The 16,427-nt window shown below is 36.8% G+C and carries 14 protein-coding genes and 2 other annotated features; of the genes, 11 read left to right on the top strand and 3 right to left on the bottom strand.

The genetic code is table 11. From position 1 onward, the window contains the following. The first annotated feature begins 277 nt into the window (after nt 1-277). The 9 genes from aroD (at nt 278) to aspS (ending at nt 12,129) form a co-directional block, all read left to right on the top strand. Nucleotides 278-1,048: a type I 3-dehydroquinate dehydratase gene (gene aroD / locus UGRO018_RS14695; protein WP_416327251.1), complete on the top strand. Its 771-nt coding sequence runs from the start codon at nt 278-280 to the stop codon at nt 1,046-1,048. A 123-nt stretch (nt 1,049-1,171) separates the two neighbouring features. After that, complete coding sequence (locus UGRO018_RS14700) at nt 1,172-2,014, top strand: sulfide/dihydroorotate dehydrogenase-like FAD/NAD-binding protein (protein WP_416327252.1); 843 nt, start codon at nt 1,172-1,174, stop codon at nt 2,012-2,014. A 1-nt stretch (nt 2,015) separates the two neighbouring features. Further along, nucleotides 2,016-3,401: an NADPH-dependent glutamate synthase gene (gene gltA / locus UGRO018_RS14705; protein ID WP_416327253.1), complete on the top strand. Its 1,386-nt coding sequence runs from the start codon at nt 2,016-2,018 to the stop codon at nt 3,399-3,401. A gap of 439 nt (nt 3,402-3,840) precedes the next feature. Further along, nucleotides 3,841-4,086 carry a hypothetical protein gene (locus UGRO018_RS14710; RefSeq protein WP_416327254.1) on the top strand — a complete coding sequence of 82 codons (246 nt, stop codon included), beginning with the start codon at nt 3,841-3,843 and terminating at the stop codon, nt 4,084-4,086. 39 nt (nt 4,087-4,125) lie between these two features. Beyond that, nucleotides 4,126-4,327: a binding site (T-box leader), on the top strand. Between the two features lie 37 nt (nt 4,328-4,364). Beyond that, a complete protein-coding gene (leuS, locus tag UGRO018_RS14715; RefSeq protein WP_416327255.1) occupies nt 4,365-6,764 on the top strand; it encodes a leucine--tRNA ligase in 2,400 nt (799 codons plus the stop codon). A gap of 130 nt (nt 6,765-6,894) precedes the next feature. Continuing rightward, complete coding sequence (locus UGRO018_RS14720; protein WP_416327256.1) at nt 6,895-7,632, top strand: YebC/PmpR family DNA-binding transcriptional regulator; 738 nt, start codon at nt 6,895-6,897, stop codon at nt 7,630-7,632. A gap of 89 nt (nt 7,633-7,721) precedes the next feature. Beyond that, the gene (locus tag UGRO018_RS14725; protein ID WP_416327257.1) at nt 7,722-8,702 is read left to right on the top strand and encodes an ROK family protein; all 981 of its coding nucleotides are present in this window, start codon (nt 7,722-7,724) and stop codon (nt 8,700-8,702) included. A gap of 50 nt (nt 8,703-8,752) precedes the next feature. After that, nucleotides 8,753-8,953: a binding site (T-box leader), on the top strand. 69 nt (nt 8,954-9,022) lie between these two features. Beyond that, a complete protein-coding gene (hisS, locus tag UGRO018_RS14735; protein ID WP_416327259.1) occupies nt 9,023-10,363 on the top strand; it encodes a histidine--tRNA ligase in 1,341 nt (446 codons plus the stop codon). Nucleotides 10,364-10,374: 11 nt separating this feature from the next. After that, nucleotides 10,375-12,129 carry an aspartate--tRNA ligase gene (gene aspS, locus UGRO018_RS14740; protein ID WP_416327260.1) on the top strand — a complete coding sequence of 585 codons (1,755 nt, stop codon included), beginning with the start codon at nt 10,375-10,377 and terminating at the stop codon, nt 12,127-12,129. A gap of 233 nt (nt 12,130-12,362) precedes the next feature. Here the strand turns inward: aspS and UGRO018_RS14745 are convergent, their stop codons facing one another. The 3 genes from UGRO018_RS14745 to ku all read right to left on the bottom strand — a co-directional run bounded on the left by UGRO018_RS14745 (nt 12,363) and on the right by ku (nt 14,646). Next, nucleotides 12,363-12,710 carry a hypothetical protein gene (locus UGRO018_RS14745; RefSeq protein WP_416327261.1) on the bottom strand — a complete coding sequence of 116 codons (348 nt, stop codon included), beginning with the start codon at nt 12,708-12,710 and terminating at the stop codon, nt 12,363-12,365. Nucleotides 12,711-12,913: 203 nt separating this feature from the next. After that, entirely contained in the window at nt 12,914-13,846 is a 933-nt protein-coding gene (locus UGRO018_RS14750) for an ATP-dependent DNA ligase (protein WP_416327262.1), read from the bottom strand. Then, complete coding sequence (gene ku, locus UGRO018_RS14755) at nt 13,846-14,646, bottom strand: non-homologous end joining protein Ku (RefSeq protein WP_416327263.1); 801 nt, start codon at nt 14,644-14,646, stop codon at nt 13,846-13,848. The genes UGRO018_RS14750 and ku overlap by 1 nt, the downstream gene beginning before the upstream one ends. Nucleotides 14,647-15,058: 412 nt before the next feature. On the opposite strand from ku, the gene UGRO018_RS14760 reads away from it, so the two are divergent. Both UGRO018_RS14760 and UGRO018_RS14765 read left to right on the top strand, forming a co-directional pair. Further along, entirely contained in the window at nt 15,059-15,661 is a 603-nt protein-coding gene (locus UGRO018_RS14760; protein WP_416327264.1) for a TetR/AcrR family transcriptional regulator, read from the top strand. Next, a partial coding sequence (locus tag UGRO018_RS14765) for an EFR1 family ferrodoxin (RefSeq protein ID WP_416327265.1) occupies nt 15,661-16,427 on the top strand: 767 nt, incomplete at its 3' end. The genes UGRO018_RS14760 and UGRO018_RS14765, both read left to right, overlap by 1 nt.

Consider the following 16,427-nt stretch of genomic DNA (forward strand, 5'->3'; position numbering starts at 1 on the left):
TTGCCTCGATGCTTTGTTATGCCCTGATAAACACAAAATAACCATCGTTACATGGTTTTATCAGGGCTATCTAAAGTAAAAATAAAATGAAGAATATGATTTGTTTTTCATGAATACCACTCCAATTGCCCTTAGCATACCTTATTTATTGAAAAAATGCAAGAAGTTTTTACGCTTTTTATGAAAATTATGAAACAAAAATGTAAAAACTATCAAAAAAGCAATAGACTTCACGACACAATTCGACTATAATAGTTACGTGAAAGGGGTTTGTTGTATGATACAGATTGGTGATCTGACATTAGGAAAAGGTGTACCTAAGATTTGCGTACCTATCATTGGTACCACAAAGTCACAGATTCTAAAGGAAGCACAATTCATTGCACAGCATAAGGTGGAACTCGTAGAATGGCGATTAGATCATTATGAAGATGTAGAAGATCATGTACAAGTGCTTGCTTTATTGAAGCAATTAAAAGCATGTCTTGAACATACACTGTTATTGTGTACCTTTCGCACAAAGCGTGAAGGCGGTGCTCATGAATTCTTAAATGAAGAGGACTACCATCGTCTTAATGAGAGGTTGATCAAAAGCGGTGATTGTGATCTGATTGATTTAGAGCTTTTTATGGATAAGCACCTATTAAAGAATCTGATTGAAACTGCCCATGACCATGGGGTATATGTGATCATAAGCAATCACGATTTTCAAAAAACGCCTGGCTATGATGACCTATTTGCACGTCTACATACCATGCAACGTTTAGGTGGTGATGTGTTAAAAATCGCCGTGATGCCAAAAACCAAGAAAGATGTGCTAACATTGCTTCAGGTAACAGCAGATATGGAACAAAGAGCACCTCATCAGGCTATCGTAAGTATGGCGATGGGAACATTGGGCATGCTATCACGAATTTGCGGAGAAACCTTTGGTTCTGCCATCACGTTTGCTTCCTTGAACGGTTCTAGTGCACCAGGGCAGCTTCCTTATGATGAAATGAAAACAGTGCTTGACATACTTCATAAGCAACTTTCATCAGATGCATAGTATGAAAAGCGCTATGTCATGTATTTTGCTGTAATTGCTATTGTATTCATGAATAGAACAAGGTAAAATAGTAATGATTATTTGTAAAGGTTTACAAAATGTAAGGTTAAGAGAGGAGATACCATGTACAAGATTATAAAGAAAGAGATTTTAAATCCTACAGTTACAAAAATGGTTGTGGAAGCTCCGGCAGTTGCAAAAAAAGCATTGGCTGGACAGTTCATTATCCTACGTGTGAATGAAAACGGTGAACGTATTCCGTTGACAATTGCTGATTATGATAGAGAAAACGGTACCATTACCATCATTTTCCAGATTGTTGGGAAAACAACGATGATTTTAAATGAATTAGAAGAAGGCGATCAGCTACAGGACTTTGTTGGTCCATTAGGAAAGCCTTCTCATGTAGATGGTTTGAAAAAAGTCTGTGTCATCGGCGGTGGTGTTGGTTGTGCCATTGCGTATCCTACGGCAAAAGCACTTCATGAAAATGGTGCTGAAGTTACGGTGATCACTGGCTTTAGAAATAAAGATCTTGTGATTTTGGAAGATGAATTCAAACAAGTGAGCGATCATGCTTATCTTGTAAGCGATGATGGTAGTACAGGAACCAAAGGTTTGGTTACCAATGTATTAGAAGAATTAATTCAGAAAGGGGAAACCTTCGATGAAGTTATCGCAATCGGACCATTGATCATGATGAAATTTGTATGTCAGTTGACGAAAAAATATGATATCAAAACGATTGTATCTATGAATCCTATTATGATCGATGGAACCGGAATGTGTGGAGGTTGCCGTTTAACTGTTGGTGGAGAAACAAAATTTGCATGTGTGGATGGTCCAGACTTTGATGGTCATGAAGTTGATTTTGATGAAGCGATGAGTCGTGGTGCAACATATCGTGACTTTGAAGCAAAACAACGAGATGCTGCATGTAATCTATTGAAGAAGGGAGTTGCCTAGTATGCCTAATATGTCATTGAAAAAGGTAGAAATGCCTGTACAAGATGGAGAGATCAGAAGAAATAATTTCGAAGAGGTTACCCTTGGTTATACCAAAGAAATGGCAATGGAGGAAGCAGAGCGCTGTTTGCATTGTCCGACAAAACCTTGTATCGGTGGATGTCCGGTATCTGTTAATATTCCGGATTTTATTGAACAAGTAAAATTAGGTGAATTTGAAAAAGCATATCAGATCATTCGTGAAACAAGTTCTTTACCTGCTGTTTGCGGGCGTGTTTGTCCTCAGGAAACACAATGTGAAAGCAAATGTGTTCGTGGTGTAAAAGGAGAGGCTGTCGCAATTGGTAGATTAGAGCGTTTTGTTGCTGATTGGCATCGTGAAAATGTATCAGAAAAAATTGAAAAGCCAGAAAGCAATGGACATAAGGTTGCTGTAGTTGGAGCTGGTCCTGCGGGATTAACTTGTGCAGGAGATCTTGCTAAAAAAGGATATCATGTTTCTGTTTTTGAAGCACTACATGTTGCAGGTGGTGTTTTGATGTATGGTATTCCAGAATTCCGTTTACCTAAAGAAATCGTACAAAATGAAATCAATGGGTTGAAGGATATGGGCGTTGATATCGAAACAAATATGGTCATCGGACGTAGTGAGTCTGTTGATGATTTGTTCGATGCAGGATATGAAGCTGTTTTTATCGGTAGTGGTGCCGGCTTACCTAACTTCATGAATATGCCTGGAGAAAACTTAAAGGGCGTATATTCAGCAAACGAATTCTTAACTCGTTGTAATTTGATGAAAGCTTATAAAGATGGTAGTGATACACCTATTCAACATCCAAAACGTGCTGTTATCGTTGGTGGTGGAAATGTCGCTATGGATGCTGCACGTTGTGCAAAACGTCTTGGTGTGGAAGAAGTTACGATTGTTTATCGTCGTAGCATGGAAGAACTTCCGGCACGAAAAGAGGAAGTGGAGCATGCTATGGAAGAAGGAATCGTGTTCAATTTGTTGACAAATCCAGTACGTGTGCTTGGTGATGAAGATGGATGGGTCAAAGGGATGGAATGCGTAAAAATGGAACTTGGTGAGCCAGATGAAAGTGGCAGAAGACGTCCTGTAGAAGTGAAAGATAGTAACTTTGTTTTAGATGTTGACTGTATGATCATGGCTATCGGTACAAGTCCTAATCCATTGATTCGTTCCACAACAGAAGGCTTGGAAACAAACCGTAAGGGATGCTTGATTGCAGATGAAAGTGGAGCAACTACTCGTGAAGGCGTGTTCGCCGGTGGTGATGCTGTAACCGGAGCTGCAACGGTCATTTTAGCAATGGGAGCAGGGAAAACAGCTGCCAAAGCAATGGATGAATATATTCAGAACAAATAAATATCATGAAAAAGATCTGTCTTGAGATAGGTCTTTTTTAGTGAGATGAGATATATAATTGTTTTCTATCATACCTTTTTTATGCGATTGGAAAATAAAAGAAAAATCATGAAAAATGGATGGAAGGGTTTACACTTGGCTTCAAAAATGTTATTATATCTACAGAAATAAGTACCTTATTTCTGATATCATAATATTGGCTCTATTATGATAGCCTGAAAGATTATGCATTCTTTACATTCCTTCCTTTTATTGTTAGATGCATGAGCTTTCTGACATTTATTCATATCGATTTCCTTTCGATAACCTAGTGAAAAGAACGTGATGATTCACGTTCTTTTCATATGGTAAAGATAAAATGGAGCATTACGTTACATTGAAATCGATAAACGTATTGTAAAATGAAAAAGAACATGGTATTCTAACATATGGTGATGACATGAAAAAGAAATATAGACAATTGATCATGTTTGGTGTTGTGGGAATCATTTTTTTCTTTTTACTATCATTGATATTTCCGGCACTGATGATCGTTTCCAAAATCGGCGCTTTATTGGTATATGCAGCAGTTAGTGCAACTCAGATCTTAATGATGAGAAACAATGGTGAAAATGTAGAAAAATCTATTTTATTCACTGTTGTGGTTATTTTAGCAGTGGGTTATTTGCTGTTTTTTGTCGGATAAACATTGACTAGAGATTTAAAATTGAGTATACTTAATAAAGGAAAAGCGATGAATTAAAGTAGTACCTGATCAAAGTGTATCAGAGAGCAGCTGGTTGGTGAAAAGCTTGCGCATGGAGACAGGGAACTCGTTAAGGAGCTGATAGCAATATCCGTCTAACTTCGCGTTAAGAAGAAATGAAGTGCATTCTTTTTTTGAGGATGAACTAAGGTGGTACCGCGTTAGCTATAACGTCCTTAGACAAGGACGTTTTTTTATTGATAAAGGAGAGATTACAAATGGCATTCAATCATGTAGAAATTGAAAAAAAATGGCAAGATTATTGGTTATCTAACAAAACCTTTGCATGTGATACCAATGATTTCAGTAAGCCTAAGTATTATGTGTTGGATATGTTTCCATATCCAAGTGGGAATGGTCTTCATGTAGGACATCCAGAAGGATATACTGCAACTGATATCATTGCTCGTATGAAACGTATGCAGGGATACAATGTTCTTCATCCAATGGGATGGGATGCATTTGGACTACCAGCGGAACAGTTTGCGATTCAAACAGGAAATCATCCAGCTGAATTCACGAAGAAAAACGTAGATCATTTTCGTGAGCAGATCCAATCATTAGGTTTTTCCTATGATTGGGATCGTGAAATTTCCACAACAGATCCATCTTATTATAAATGGACACAGTGGATCTTTATTCAGCTCTACAATAAGGGACTTGCCTATGTGGATGAAATCCCTGTAAACTGGTGCCCTGAACTTGGCACCGTACTGGCAAATGAAGAGGTCATTGATGGTAAGAGCGAACGTGGTGGTTATCCTGTCATACGTAAGCCAATGCGTCAATGGGTATTAAAAATCACAGAATACGCAGAACGTTTATTGGAAGATCTGGAACTTTGTGACTGGCCTCAATCTACAAAAGAAATGCAAATCAATTGGATCGGTAAATCAGTGGGAGCAAATGTTATCTTCAAAATCAAAGATACCAATAAAGAATTCACTGTGTTTACCACACGTTGTGATACGTTATTCGGAGCTACTTATTGTGTTATGTCACCAGAGCATCCATACGTTGATTTGATTTGCAGTGAAGAACAAAAACAAGCAATCGAAGAATATAAAAAGGTTTGCGCAAGCAAGTCTGATTTGGAACGTACAGAGCTAAATAAAGAAAAAACAGGTGTCTTTACCGGAGCATATGCAATCAATCCTGTCAATGGAAAAGAAGTTCCTATTTGGATTTCCGATTATGTTCTTGCAAGCTATGGTACAGGTGCTATCATGGCAGTTCCAGCACATGATACTCGTGATTATGAGTTTGCGAAAAAGTTTGGTATCGATATCATCCCTGTATTGGAAGGTGGAAACATTGAAGAAGAAGCCTTTACAGAAGATGGTATCCACATCAATTCAGAGTTTTTGAATGGTATGGGTAAACAGGAAGCAATTGATACCATGATCAAATGGTTAGAAGAGCATCAATGCGGTTGTGCAAAAACAACTTATAAATTAAGAGACTGGTTATTTTCAAGACAACGTTATTGGGGAGAACCGATTCCTATCATTTTGATGGAAGATGGTACGATGCGTACAGTGGATATCGATGAATTACCATTGGAACTACCAGAAACAAAGAATTTCAAACCAAATGAAAATGGGGAATCTCCTCTTGCACATTGCCTTGATTTCATAAACGTGGAAATCGATGGTGTAAAAGGAAAACGTGAAACAAATACCATGCCTCAATGGGCAGGAAGCTGTTGGTATTATCTACGTTATATCGATCCGAAAAATAATGATGCGATTGCGGATGCAAAATTATTAGAACATTGGTTACCGGTAGATCTTTATGTAGGTGGTGCTGAGCATGCTGTGCTTCATCTATTGTATGCTCGTTTCTGGCATAAAGTTTTATATGATTGCGGTGTAGTTCCTACAAAGGAACCATTCCAAAAGCTTTTCCATCAAGGTATGATCTTAGGTGAGAATAATGAAAAAATGTCTAAATCGAGAGGGAATGTCGTAAACCCTGATGAAATCGTAGCATCACATGGTGCGGATGCACTACGTGTTTATGAAATGTTTATGGGACCATTGGAAGCTGCACTTCCTTGGAGTACGACCGGTTTAGATGGTGCTAGAAGATGGTTAGATCGTGTTTGGAGATTATATACTGAATATGATAAATTTACGGAAACAAACAACGGTGCATTGGATCGTGTGTATCATGCTACCATCAAAAAGGTTACCAATGATGTAGAAACCTTAAATCTGAATACAGCAATCTCTCAAATGATGATTTTCATCAATGAATGCTATAAAGCAGATGAAATTTATCATGAGTATGCGATAGGTTTCTTGAAATGCTTTGCATGTTTTGCACCTCATTTAGGAGAAGAAATTTGGAATAAGGTATTCCATAAGGAAACAAGCATTGCTTATGCGCCATGGCCAACTTATGATGAAACCAAACTGATCGATGATGAAGTTGAAATCGTTGTACAGGTCAATGGTAAGCTTCGTGGTAAATTTAAAGCAGCAAAAGACAGTGATGAGGAAGTCATCAAAGCAACTGCTATGGATATCGAAGCAGTCAAAATGCAATTAGAAGGTAAAACAATTCGCAAAGTCATTGTTGTGAAGGGCAGAGTTGTAAATATCGTTGCAAATTAAGAAGATTGCATGGCATACGCCATGCTTTTTTCTACATCCCTATGAAAAAACATGATTTCACTGCGCTTTATCTTGCAAGGCTCTTGTTTTTTATGCTATACTAGGTAAGGAAATTTGGAAGGTGATTAAAATGGGTAGACATTTTGAAGTACGTGCTGCAGCAATGCAGAAGACAGCAAATGCAAAAGCAAAAGTATATTCTCGTTTTGGTAAAGAAATATTGATGGCAGCAAAAGCTGGTGTACCTGATCCAGAAATGAACGTTTCTTTGAAAAAAGTGATTGAACGTGCAAAAGCAAACCAGGTGCCTGCGGATGTTATCAAAAGAGCAATTGAAAAAGCAAAAGGTGGAACTACGGAAAATTATTCTGCCGCAACATATGAAGGATTTGGATCCGGTGGGGCTGCTACCGTTATTATTGATTGTTTGACTGATAATGCAAACAGAACGATTGCCGATTTGCGTGCGGCATTTAATAAATCTCATGCGAAGTTAGGAGTAGCCGGATGTGTTTCTTTCAATTATGAGCATGTTGGTTTGATTTCTATTGCTTATGATGACGAAGAATCTATGATGGATGCATTGATCATGGGAGAAGTTGATCTAAAGGACATCGAAGTAGAAGATGGACAAATGACGATCACAGTAGAGCCAACGGATTTAAATAAGGCAAAAGATGCCATTGAAGGATTGATTCCTGAAGTGAACTTTGATGTTATGGAAGATACCATGCTACCAAATGAATACGTAACATTAGAAGGAGAAGACTTAAAGCTATTCCAACGTTTGGTTACCTTGTTAGATGATGTAGACGATGTACAGCAGGTATATCATAATGTAGGAAATATCAACGACCCTGTTGAATAAGATGATGAGTGGATAGCGATATCCGCTTTTTTCTTGCAAAACCTAAAACTCTCACTTATAATTAGGGTAAAGAAAAGTAGGTGAATGGTATGGCAATCACATCGGAAGACATTAAACGTCTCAACGCTATGGAATTATTAAAAGATATGTATCATGATCACCATGGTACCATTGCAGAAATTGCTTCTGCTTCAGGCTTTTCCAATTCTGCTGTGCGAACTACTTTAGAATGGTTGAAAGAAAAAGGTGTTCTAAAGGTACAAAAGTTGGATCTATCTACCGGTGGAAGATGTCCTCGCAGATATGCTTTTTGTCAATCCCGTTTTCGAACATTGGGCTTGTTTATAGATGATGAAACAGTGGATATCACGATTCGTTCCATTGCTGGTGATGATCTATATCAAAATCATGTATACATCAAAGAAAACAAAGAACTGGAAGATTTTGTTGTGATGTTAGTAGATCGCTATGCTGTCAATTGTGTGAGCGTAGCCGGAGCTGGTATTATCGAAGGACTTAGTTTTTATCGAGATGTGCAAGGAGTTATGGTGGAGTATCGTATTACAGCTCATCTAAAACAAAGATTATCCATTCCTGTTGTGATTGAAAATGATGTAAAAGCCATGATGATGGGATATCAGTCAAAACAACAGGTAGAACTTTTGGCATATCTTTATATCAGCCATACAGGCGTTGGTAGTTCCTATTATCTAGATTCTGATATCTGGCGTGGATCTCACCATTTCTCCGGTGAAATTGGGTTGATGCCTTACGAAGGTCATAAAATCAATGAAGTCATTCAACAGCACCCTGAAGAAGCGTTGATGGAAAAATTGATTCAACATATGATCGTTACAATTTCCACATTGATAGATCCACAAAAAATTGTAATTACGGGGAAACGAGTTCCATGGCATTGTGAAGAGCGCATTCATGATGCGTGTATCTCTTATCTAAGTGAAAAATATCCTCTTCATTTAGAGTTTCGTAATTTCCCTTTACAAGATGCGATTGATGGGCTTCATTATATCGCTGTGTTGAAGCTGTTTGAAGAATATACAAAACTTTGAGAATTCAAAAAAATTTGTTGACAAAGATAATGGAAATGATTAAACTAAAAGTACATCCGATGAAAAAGAGCGTTTATATTAGATATCAGATAGAGAAGAAAACCTAGGCTGGAAGTTTTCGCTGTTAGAATATAAATGGACACTTTGGAGGAGTTATCAGGAAATGGATAACCGCATGATCCTGCGTTATGGAAAAGTGCATCCCATTTGGGATGAAGTTAGGTGGTACCGCGTGATCAAACGTCCTTTCATGAAGGGGCGTTTTTTTATGAACAAGGATGCAGGATCAAAGAAATGAAAACCAAAAGGAGGAAATCATTATGAATTATCAGGTCCCAAGAGGAACTCAGGATGTTTTGCCAAAGGACATCACAAAGTGGCACAGAATTGAAGAATTGATTCGCCAGTTCACTTATGTATACAACTTTGAAGAAATTCGTACACCAATTTTTGAACATACAAATGTATTTAAACGAGGCAATGATTCCAGTGATATGGTCAATAAAGAAATGTATACATTTACGTTAGAAAACAGCTCAACATCTTTGACTTTACGTCCAGAAGGAACAGCTGGAGTGGTTAGAAGTTTTGTGGAAAATAAAATGTTTGGATATCCTGATCTACCAATGAAGATGTATTATGTAGGTCCGCAATGTCGTCATGAACGACCACAAAAGGGTAGAATGCGTATTTTCAACCAATTTGGTGTTGAGGTCGTTGGTGCGAAAAACCCAATGTTGGATGTAGAAGCAATCGCTTTAGGATATTCCTTTTTATCCGCACTAGGATTACAAGATATGAAAGTCTTGATCAACACCTTGGGTGATGATGCATCTCGTGATGCATATCGTAGCGCATTAAAAGAACATTTTAAAGATGGTATCAAAGATATGTGTGGCGATTGTCAAAGACGCTATGAACAAAATCCATTGCGTATTCTGGATTGTAAGGTTGATCATGACAGTGAATTGATGAAATCTGCACCTATGATGAGTGATTATTTAACGCAAGAAAGTAAAGAATATTTTCAAGCCGTATTGGATGGTTTAGATGCCCTAGGTATTCCTTATCAAATTGAGGATACCTTGGTCCGTGGATTGGATTATTATACGCATACAGTATTTGAAGTTGTCAGTGAAAATAAAGAGATGGGATCTCAGTCTACCGTTTTAGCCGGTGGACGTTATGATGGTTTGGTAGAATACTTTGGTGGCCCGGAAAAAATGAGTGGTATCGGTTGGGCACTTGGTATCGAACGCTTGATCATCGCTTGTGAGGCAGAAGGAATCAATTTAGGAGAAGAAGAACCATTAGATGCTTATGTGCTTTGCCTTTCTCCTAAAGTGCAATTAGAAGCCTTACAAATTGTAACAGAGCTACGTGCTGCCGGATATCGTAGTGAATGTGATTTCTTAAATCGTTCTTTTAAAGCACAATTTAAAACGGTGGAACGTAAGAAAGCAAAAGCTGCTATTATCGTTGGCGAAAAAGATATCGAACAGGGAACTGTGAATATCAAAAATATTGCGGAACAAAAACAGATTACTGTAGCACTTTCTGATATCATTGATGGAATGGACAGTATGTTTGAAACCCAAGAAGAGGAACATGAATGCACATGTGAAGATGGTAATTGCACATGTGGACATCATCACGAATAGGAGATAACAGCATGAAACGAACACATACAAATGGAGAGCTAAGAATTGACAATGTCAATGAAACGGTAACCTTAATCGGATGGGTGGCGAAGCGTAGAAATTTCGGCGCTTTGGTATTTATCGATTTAAGAGATCGAGAAGGCATTACACAGTTGGTTTTTAGTGAAGAATTGGCAGAGAAAATTACTGAAGTCCGCAATGAATATATCTTACAAGTAGAAGGCATGGTCGTAGAACGTAAGGATAAGAATCCTAAATTAGCAACAGGTGATATTGAAATTAAAGTTTCCAATGTAGAAATCATCAATACTGCCGAAACGACACCGATCATCGTTGCGGATGAAACAGATGCACTAGAGGATACTAGATTGAAATATCGTTATCTAGATTTAAGAAGAAGCGTGCTTCAAAAAAATCTGATGCTTCGTCATAAGGTAACGATGATCACTCGTAATTTTTTATCTGATTTGGGATTTTTGGAAATCGAAACACCGATCCTTTGTAAATCTACACCAGAAGGTGCAAGAGATTACTTGGTACCAAGTCGTATTTCTCAAGGAGAGTTTTATGCATTGCCACAATCCCCTCAATTGTATAAACAGTTATTGATGGTAGGTGGTATGGAAAAATATTTCCAGATTGCACGATGCTTTCGTGATGAAGATTTGCGTGCAGATCGTCAACCTGAATTCTCTCAAATTGATATTGAGATGAGTTTTATTGAGGAAGAGGATATTTGGCAAGTTACTGAACAGCTTATGGCAAAGATCTTCAAAGAAGTAAAGGGTATAGAACTATCTTCTTTCGAGCGTATATCCTACGATGAATGTATGGATCGTTTTGGTAGCGACAAACCGGATCTTCGTTTTGGCATGGAATTAAAAAATGTCAATGATATTTTCCAATCAACTACATTTAAGGTGTTTGCGGACGTCTTACAACAAGGTGGAGTCGTACAAGCGATGCTTGTTAAGAATGGTGCTGACAAGTTCTCTCGTAAGGATTTGGATAAGCTACAAGAATATGTTAAGGTCTATGGTGCAAAGGCACTTGCTTATCTGAAATTATCAAAAGACGCTTTCAGTGGTTCTGTTGCGAAAGTCGTAAGTGAAGAAGAAAAAGCAGCATTGATGCAGCAATTCAACATGGAAGATAATGATCTTTTATTCATGGTCGCAGATAAGAAGAAAACCGCACAAAGTGCGCTAGGTGCTTTAAGAAGCAAACTTGGTCATGATTTGCATTTGATCGATGAAAAGGCATATAAGTTCTTATGGGTCACCAATTTCCCTATGTTTGAGTATGTAGAGGAAGAAGATCGTTATGTTGCGGCTCACCATCCATTTACATGTCCGAATCTAGAAGATGTAGATAAGTTGATGAGTGATCCAGGTCATTGTTATTCTCGTGCGTATGATTTGGTTTTAAACGGCTATGAGTTATTAAGTGGTTCTATTCGTATCCATGATCAGGAATTGCAGAAAAAGGTATTTGAAGCAATCGGTATGTCATTAGAAGAGGCATATGATAAATTCGGATTCTTTATCGATGCCTTTAAATATGGCACACCTCCACATGGCGGTGTAGGAATCGGATTGGAACGTTTGGTCATGATCCTTGCGGGTACTGACAATATACGTGATGTTGTTGCATTCCCTAAAACAGCAAGTGCATCAGATTTAATGAGCGAAGCACCAAGCCCTGTATATGATGAACAGTTGAAAGAATTACATATCGAAATTACAAATCCAAGAAAAGAACATTAGAAATTGAAAGAAGGTTATCGATCATCAACAGTTGTAATGACTTCGATATTTTGATGAATTGAAAAAACGAATCGAACAGTGTTTGATAAAGGGCTATCAAATGCTGTTACTATTGATAAACCTAACAAAAAACCAAGCATAGTTGCTTGGTTTTTCAATACCTCAAGAGTGTCATCGTTGTCTTTGATTAAGATTGTATTTCTGCATCGAAAAAGGAGTATGGTTCTCTTTTATTAATCGTCTTCATATATTGATTTTAATTCATTTATTTTATTTTCATAATCATCAACTTGAAAGCAATCATTACGATGAAATAAGAAACCACCTGTTAACATATATTCTTCATTATTATTTTTTTTGATGACATAACTAAAACTTTTAGGTTTGCTCAACATATCTGAGTCAAGCTTTTTACTTTCCAATATCATAGTGGCAATATATTGATCAAGTTGCTCGATTTTTTTTAAATCATGTATTTCAAACTCAATTGGTTCTTTTTCATAGACGATTATTGTATAATCATTACTTTTTGTATTGCATCCACAACAAATAAGTAAGAAAAACATACCTACAGTTAACATTTTAATGTTCATTTTCCTATTGTTATGGTACCATCTAGATAGCCAATCTTTATACTTTAATAGAAATGTGCAGTTAAACTTTCCCATGTTTTCATCCCTTTCTCTTTATAGTTAAATTATAACATGAGGAATGATGGCAACACAGGATTATTTGATTTCTTTTTACCTCGTATTTACTCCTTAAACATCGCACAAGAAACTTTTTATTTCTTATATGTTTCAATACAATCTTTTGGTGTCTTATCTTCACGAAATCCTTTGAACACAGGTTGACGTAGTCCACCTTCTCTAGTATATTCCATGAATTTTACAACACCACATAAATGAGGCGTGATCCAAATAGCTTCCTCATTACCTTTTGGTAGATTTGGAAAAGGACAAACATCACTTTTCTTACTGTGACTTTGTAAATAGGGAAGAGAAACACCCATGGTAACATGTCCTTTATACATCAATTCTTGTTCACGATATTGACCGAGTATCAAGGATACAATGCCTTTTTCTTTTAATATATAGCCGGTTATCACAAAATCAGCATCTAAAAGGTTTTTGCTTTTGATCCATACTTTGGTTCGTTTCTCCGGCGTATATCGGCTATCTTTTCGTTTCGCAACAATACCTTCTAAGCCTTTTTCCTTCGCAAGTGAAAAAAGTGCGATTCCTTCTCTTTCAATATAGCGACTGATATTGATGCGTTCATTCTCTTTCACGATGGTTTCTAATCGCTTTTTTCTTTCCATCAGCGTATCATCTATCAAAAAGTGATCTTTTTCATATAAGAGATCGAAAGCTGTGAATATCGCAGGGTATTCTTTCGCATGTAATCTGATCTTAAATGCATTGGTCGTCAATGTGCGTTTTTGTATTTCAAAGAAATCGGATGCACCATTTTTGAATATATACAATTCTCCGTCTAAGATACAACGATGTTTTACTTGTTTATGTAAATCATTAAGTTCAGGGAATTTCTTGTTTAAAATAAAGCCACGTTTATTTTGCACTATAGTGGTATCATCCGCATATACCAAGCATCGAATACCATCAAGTTTTAATTCGTAAATATAATCTTCATCATCAAACGCCGGTTCTTCAAGACCTATCAACATTGGTCGTATATCATGATCTTCAAATCGCATTAATGACGCACATTCTTTCTTCTTGCTTTCCCTTTTGGCTTGTTTTGTAAGATAGATTGTTTTAAAGCATCCATAAGATCGATCGGGGTAACGGTTGATGATCTATTTGCTTCACCATGTACGACCTCTTGTCCATTGATTTTTTGTTCAATTGCTGCTTTCAATCGTTCTTGAAATTCATCATGATAGTCTTCTGGCTGATAAGGTTTCATCATGCTTTGAATTAATTGCATAGCCATATCTTTTTCAGCTTTATTAATGCTAGGGTGAGATATGGTCTTGGGAAGTTCTGCGATTTCATCTTCATAAAACAGGGTTTTCACAAGAATACCATCTACTTCAGGACATAATGCCAATAAGGTTTCTTTGGTATGAATGACGGTTTTTGCAATTGCCACTACTTCTAGCTCTTTCATAGCTTCATATAAAAGCTCATAAGCTTTTTCTGCGTGTTTTTCCGGAATCGCATAATAGTTTTTTTCATAATAGATATCATCAATTTGAGAAAGCTCGCTAAAATGTAAAATATGTATGGTACGATCTTTTTCAGCTTTTAGTTCTTCGATTTCTTCATTTGTCATGATGACATATTGATCTTTTTCATATTGATAACCTTTCACGATATCGCTACTTTTTAATTCTTTTTGACAATTCGGACAATACTTCTTATATTTCACACGTTCTTTGGTATCTTTACATAACTGATTGAAGGATATATCATTATCCTGTGTGGTACGATACATTTGGATAGGTATGTGGACCAATCCAAAAGATATAGCACCTTTATGTGCAACTGCCATAAAATCACCTCATGATTATTCTGTTTCCATTTAGAGTTTTCATTCCATTTCCTATAAAAAAAGCGTTGAAATAAGAAGGCACTTGCTTAGAACAACAAAAAAAATAATGTCAAGGGGTATCATTTTATCTATTACATGATATACTATAATTGTTCAAGAGGTACACATTTTTCCTACACTTAGAGATAAGGGAGTTCGGATGTCGCAGTTTTGTGTTGAAGACCTGCCACGTGTGGGGATCCTAAGAAATTAGCGCAGAGCACCCACCTGTATTTACAGGGAAAGATCTCTCCTCTTGGACATTGATAATCAATAAGCGGATAACGATGGTTATCCTTTTTTTATGTTAAATCTTGACAGTGTAAAGATTTGGGACTATAATGTTTACACTGTCAAGATAGGAGGAATCATAATGGATCAGTATCATCATAAGAATCTAAGAAATGCTTTGATTGAGAAAGGAATCGAATTAGTTCATGAAGAAGGACTTGCGTCTTTTTCTTTGCGTAAAACAGCATCAGCTTGTAAAGTCAGTCATGCTGCACCATATAGCCATTTTCAAAATAAAGAGGAATTGTTGGAAGCTATGCAACAACATATCAGTGAACAATTTGTAACAACGTTACAAATTATTGTAGATGAGTATGGACAAACAAAGGATGTGTTAAAACAATTAGGAAAGGGGTATCTTAGCTTTTTCCTTCAACATCCTCATTACTTCTCGTTTCTATTCCAACAATCCCATATCGAGATTGATCTATGTGAGAATGCGGATCATAAAAAAAATTATCGCCCATTTGAGTTTTATCGTGAAACACTGCTTACCATTTTAAACCATAGTCATTATCCAAAAGAAAAACAACAGGATGCAATCATCGCAATATGGTCGTTTGTCCATGGAATAACAGCCATTGCTACTATGGAAAATGTAAAAACTGATGTACATTGGGAAGAAAAAATTGTTGATTATATGGATATCTTTGAATGTTCTTTTTTAAGGATGGAGGTAGAGTGATGTTAGGTGTTTATTTTAGCGGAACAGGGAATACAGCTTATTGCATTAGGCGATTACTCGATGGCATCGATAAGAATGCACAATTGATATCAATAGAAGATCCTACCATATTAGATAAACTTGCACAGCATGAGGAAGTCATTTTTGCATATCCCATATATTATAGTAATCTTCCTAAATTAGTTAGAGATTTCTTGACTCAACATGCAAATTTATTTCATGGAAAACGTGTTTATATCTTAGTAACAATGGGTTTGTTTAGTGGAGATGGAAGCGGATGTGCAGCAAGAATGCTTTCTTCTTTTGGGGCGCACATACTTGGTGGACTTCATATTAAGATGCCGGATTGTATCGCCGATGAAAAAGCTTTGAAACGCTCTTATGATAAGAATCTGGATCTTATCAAAAAAGCAAATGAGAAAATAGATCATGCTGTCATATGTTATCGTAATAAAACGTATACCAAAGAGGGACTTGGTTTTTGGTATCATCTAGCAGGTTTATTTGGACAACGTTTATGGTTTTATGGAAAGACTAAGCACTATAGTGATCGTCTCCATATAGATGCCCAATCTTGTATTTTGTGCCAGAGCTGTATAAAAAAATGTCCTATGCAAAATCTTGTATTTGAACATGGCGCTGTTATCGCAAAAGATCGATGTACTATGTGTTATCGTTGTATCAATGTTTGTCCCAAACAATCCATCACACTTCTTGGTAAGCGTGTGGTCCAACAGCATCATATCAATGAATATCTATCTGAAGG

Source organism: Hoskinsella mucinilytica (assembly GCF_045223415.1).
GTDB classification, from domain to species: domain Bacteria; phylum Bacillota_I; class Bacilli_A; order Erysipelotrichales; family Erysipelotrichaceae; genus Hoskinsella; species Hoskinsella mucinilytica.

What these genes read in the sequence shown, in the direction of transcription:
- gltA (WP_416327253.1), top strand. Translation starts at nt 2,016, where the DNA reads ATGCCTAATATGTCATTGAAAAAGGTAGAAATGCCTGTACAAGATGGA.
- aroD (WP_416327251.1), top strand. Translation starts at nt 278, where the DNA reads ATGATACAGATTGGTGATCTGACATTAGGAAAAGGTGTACCTAAGATT.
- UGRO018_RS14710 (WP_416327254.1), top strand. Translation starts at nt 3,841, where the DNA reads ATGAAAAAGAAATATAGACAATTGATCATGTTTGGTGTTGTGGGAATC.
- UGRO018_RS14750 (WP_416327262.1), bottom strand. Translation starts at nt 13,846, where the DNA reads ATGCGATTTGAAGATCATGATATACGACCAATGTTGATAGGTCTTGAA.
- ku (WP_416327263.1), bottom strand. Translation starts at nt 14,646, where the DNA reads ATGGCAGTTGCACATAAAGGTGCTATATCTTTTGGATTGGTCCACATA.
- aspS (WP_416327260.1), top strand. Translation starts at nt 10,375, where the DNA reads ATGAAACGAACACATACAAATGGAGAGCTAAGAATTGACAATGTCAAT.
- UGRO018_RS14700 (WP_416327252.1), top strand. Translation starts at nt 1,172, where the DNA reads ATGTACAAGATTATAAAGAAAGAGATTTTAAATCCTACAGTTACAAAA.
- UGRO018_RS14720 (WP_416327256.1), top strand. Translation starts at nt 6,895, where the DNA reads ATGGGTAGACATTTTGAAGTACGTGCTGCAGCAATGCAGAAGACAGCA.
- UGRO018_RS14760 (WP_416327264.1), top strand. Translation starts at nt 15,059, where the DNA reads ATGGATCAGTATCATCATAAGAATCTAAGAAATGCTTTGATTGAGAAA.
- leuS (WP_416327255.1), top strand. Translation starts at nt 4,365, where the DNA reads ATGGCATTCAATCATGTAGAAATTGAAAAAAAATGGCAAGATTATTGG.
- hisS (WP_416327259.1), top strand. Translation starts at nt 9,023, where the DNA reads ATGAATTATCAGGTCCCAAGAGGAACTCAGGATGTTTTGCCAAAGGAC.
- UGRO018_RS14725 (WP_416327257.1), top strand. Translation starts at nt 7,722, where the DNA reads ATGGCAATCACATCGGAAGACATTAAACGTCTCAACGCTATGGAATTA.
- UGRO018_RS14745 (WP_416327261.1), bottom strand. Translation starts at nt 12,710, where the DNA reads ATGTTAACTGTAGGTATGTTTTTCTTACTTATTTGTTGTGGATGCAAT.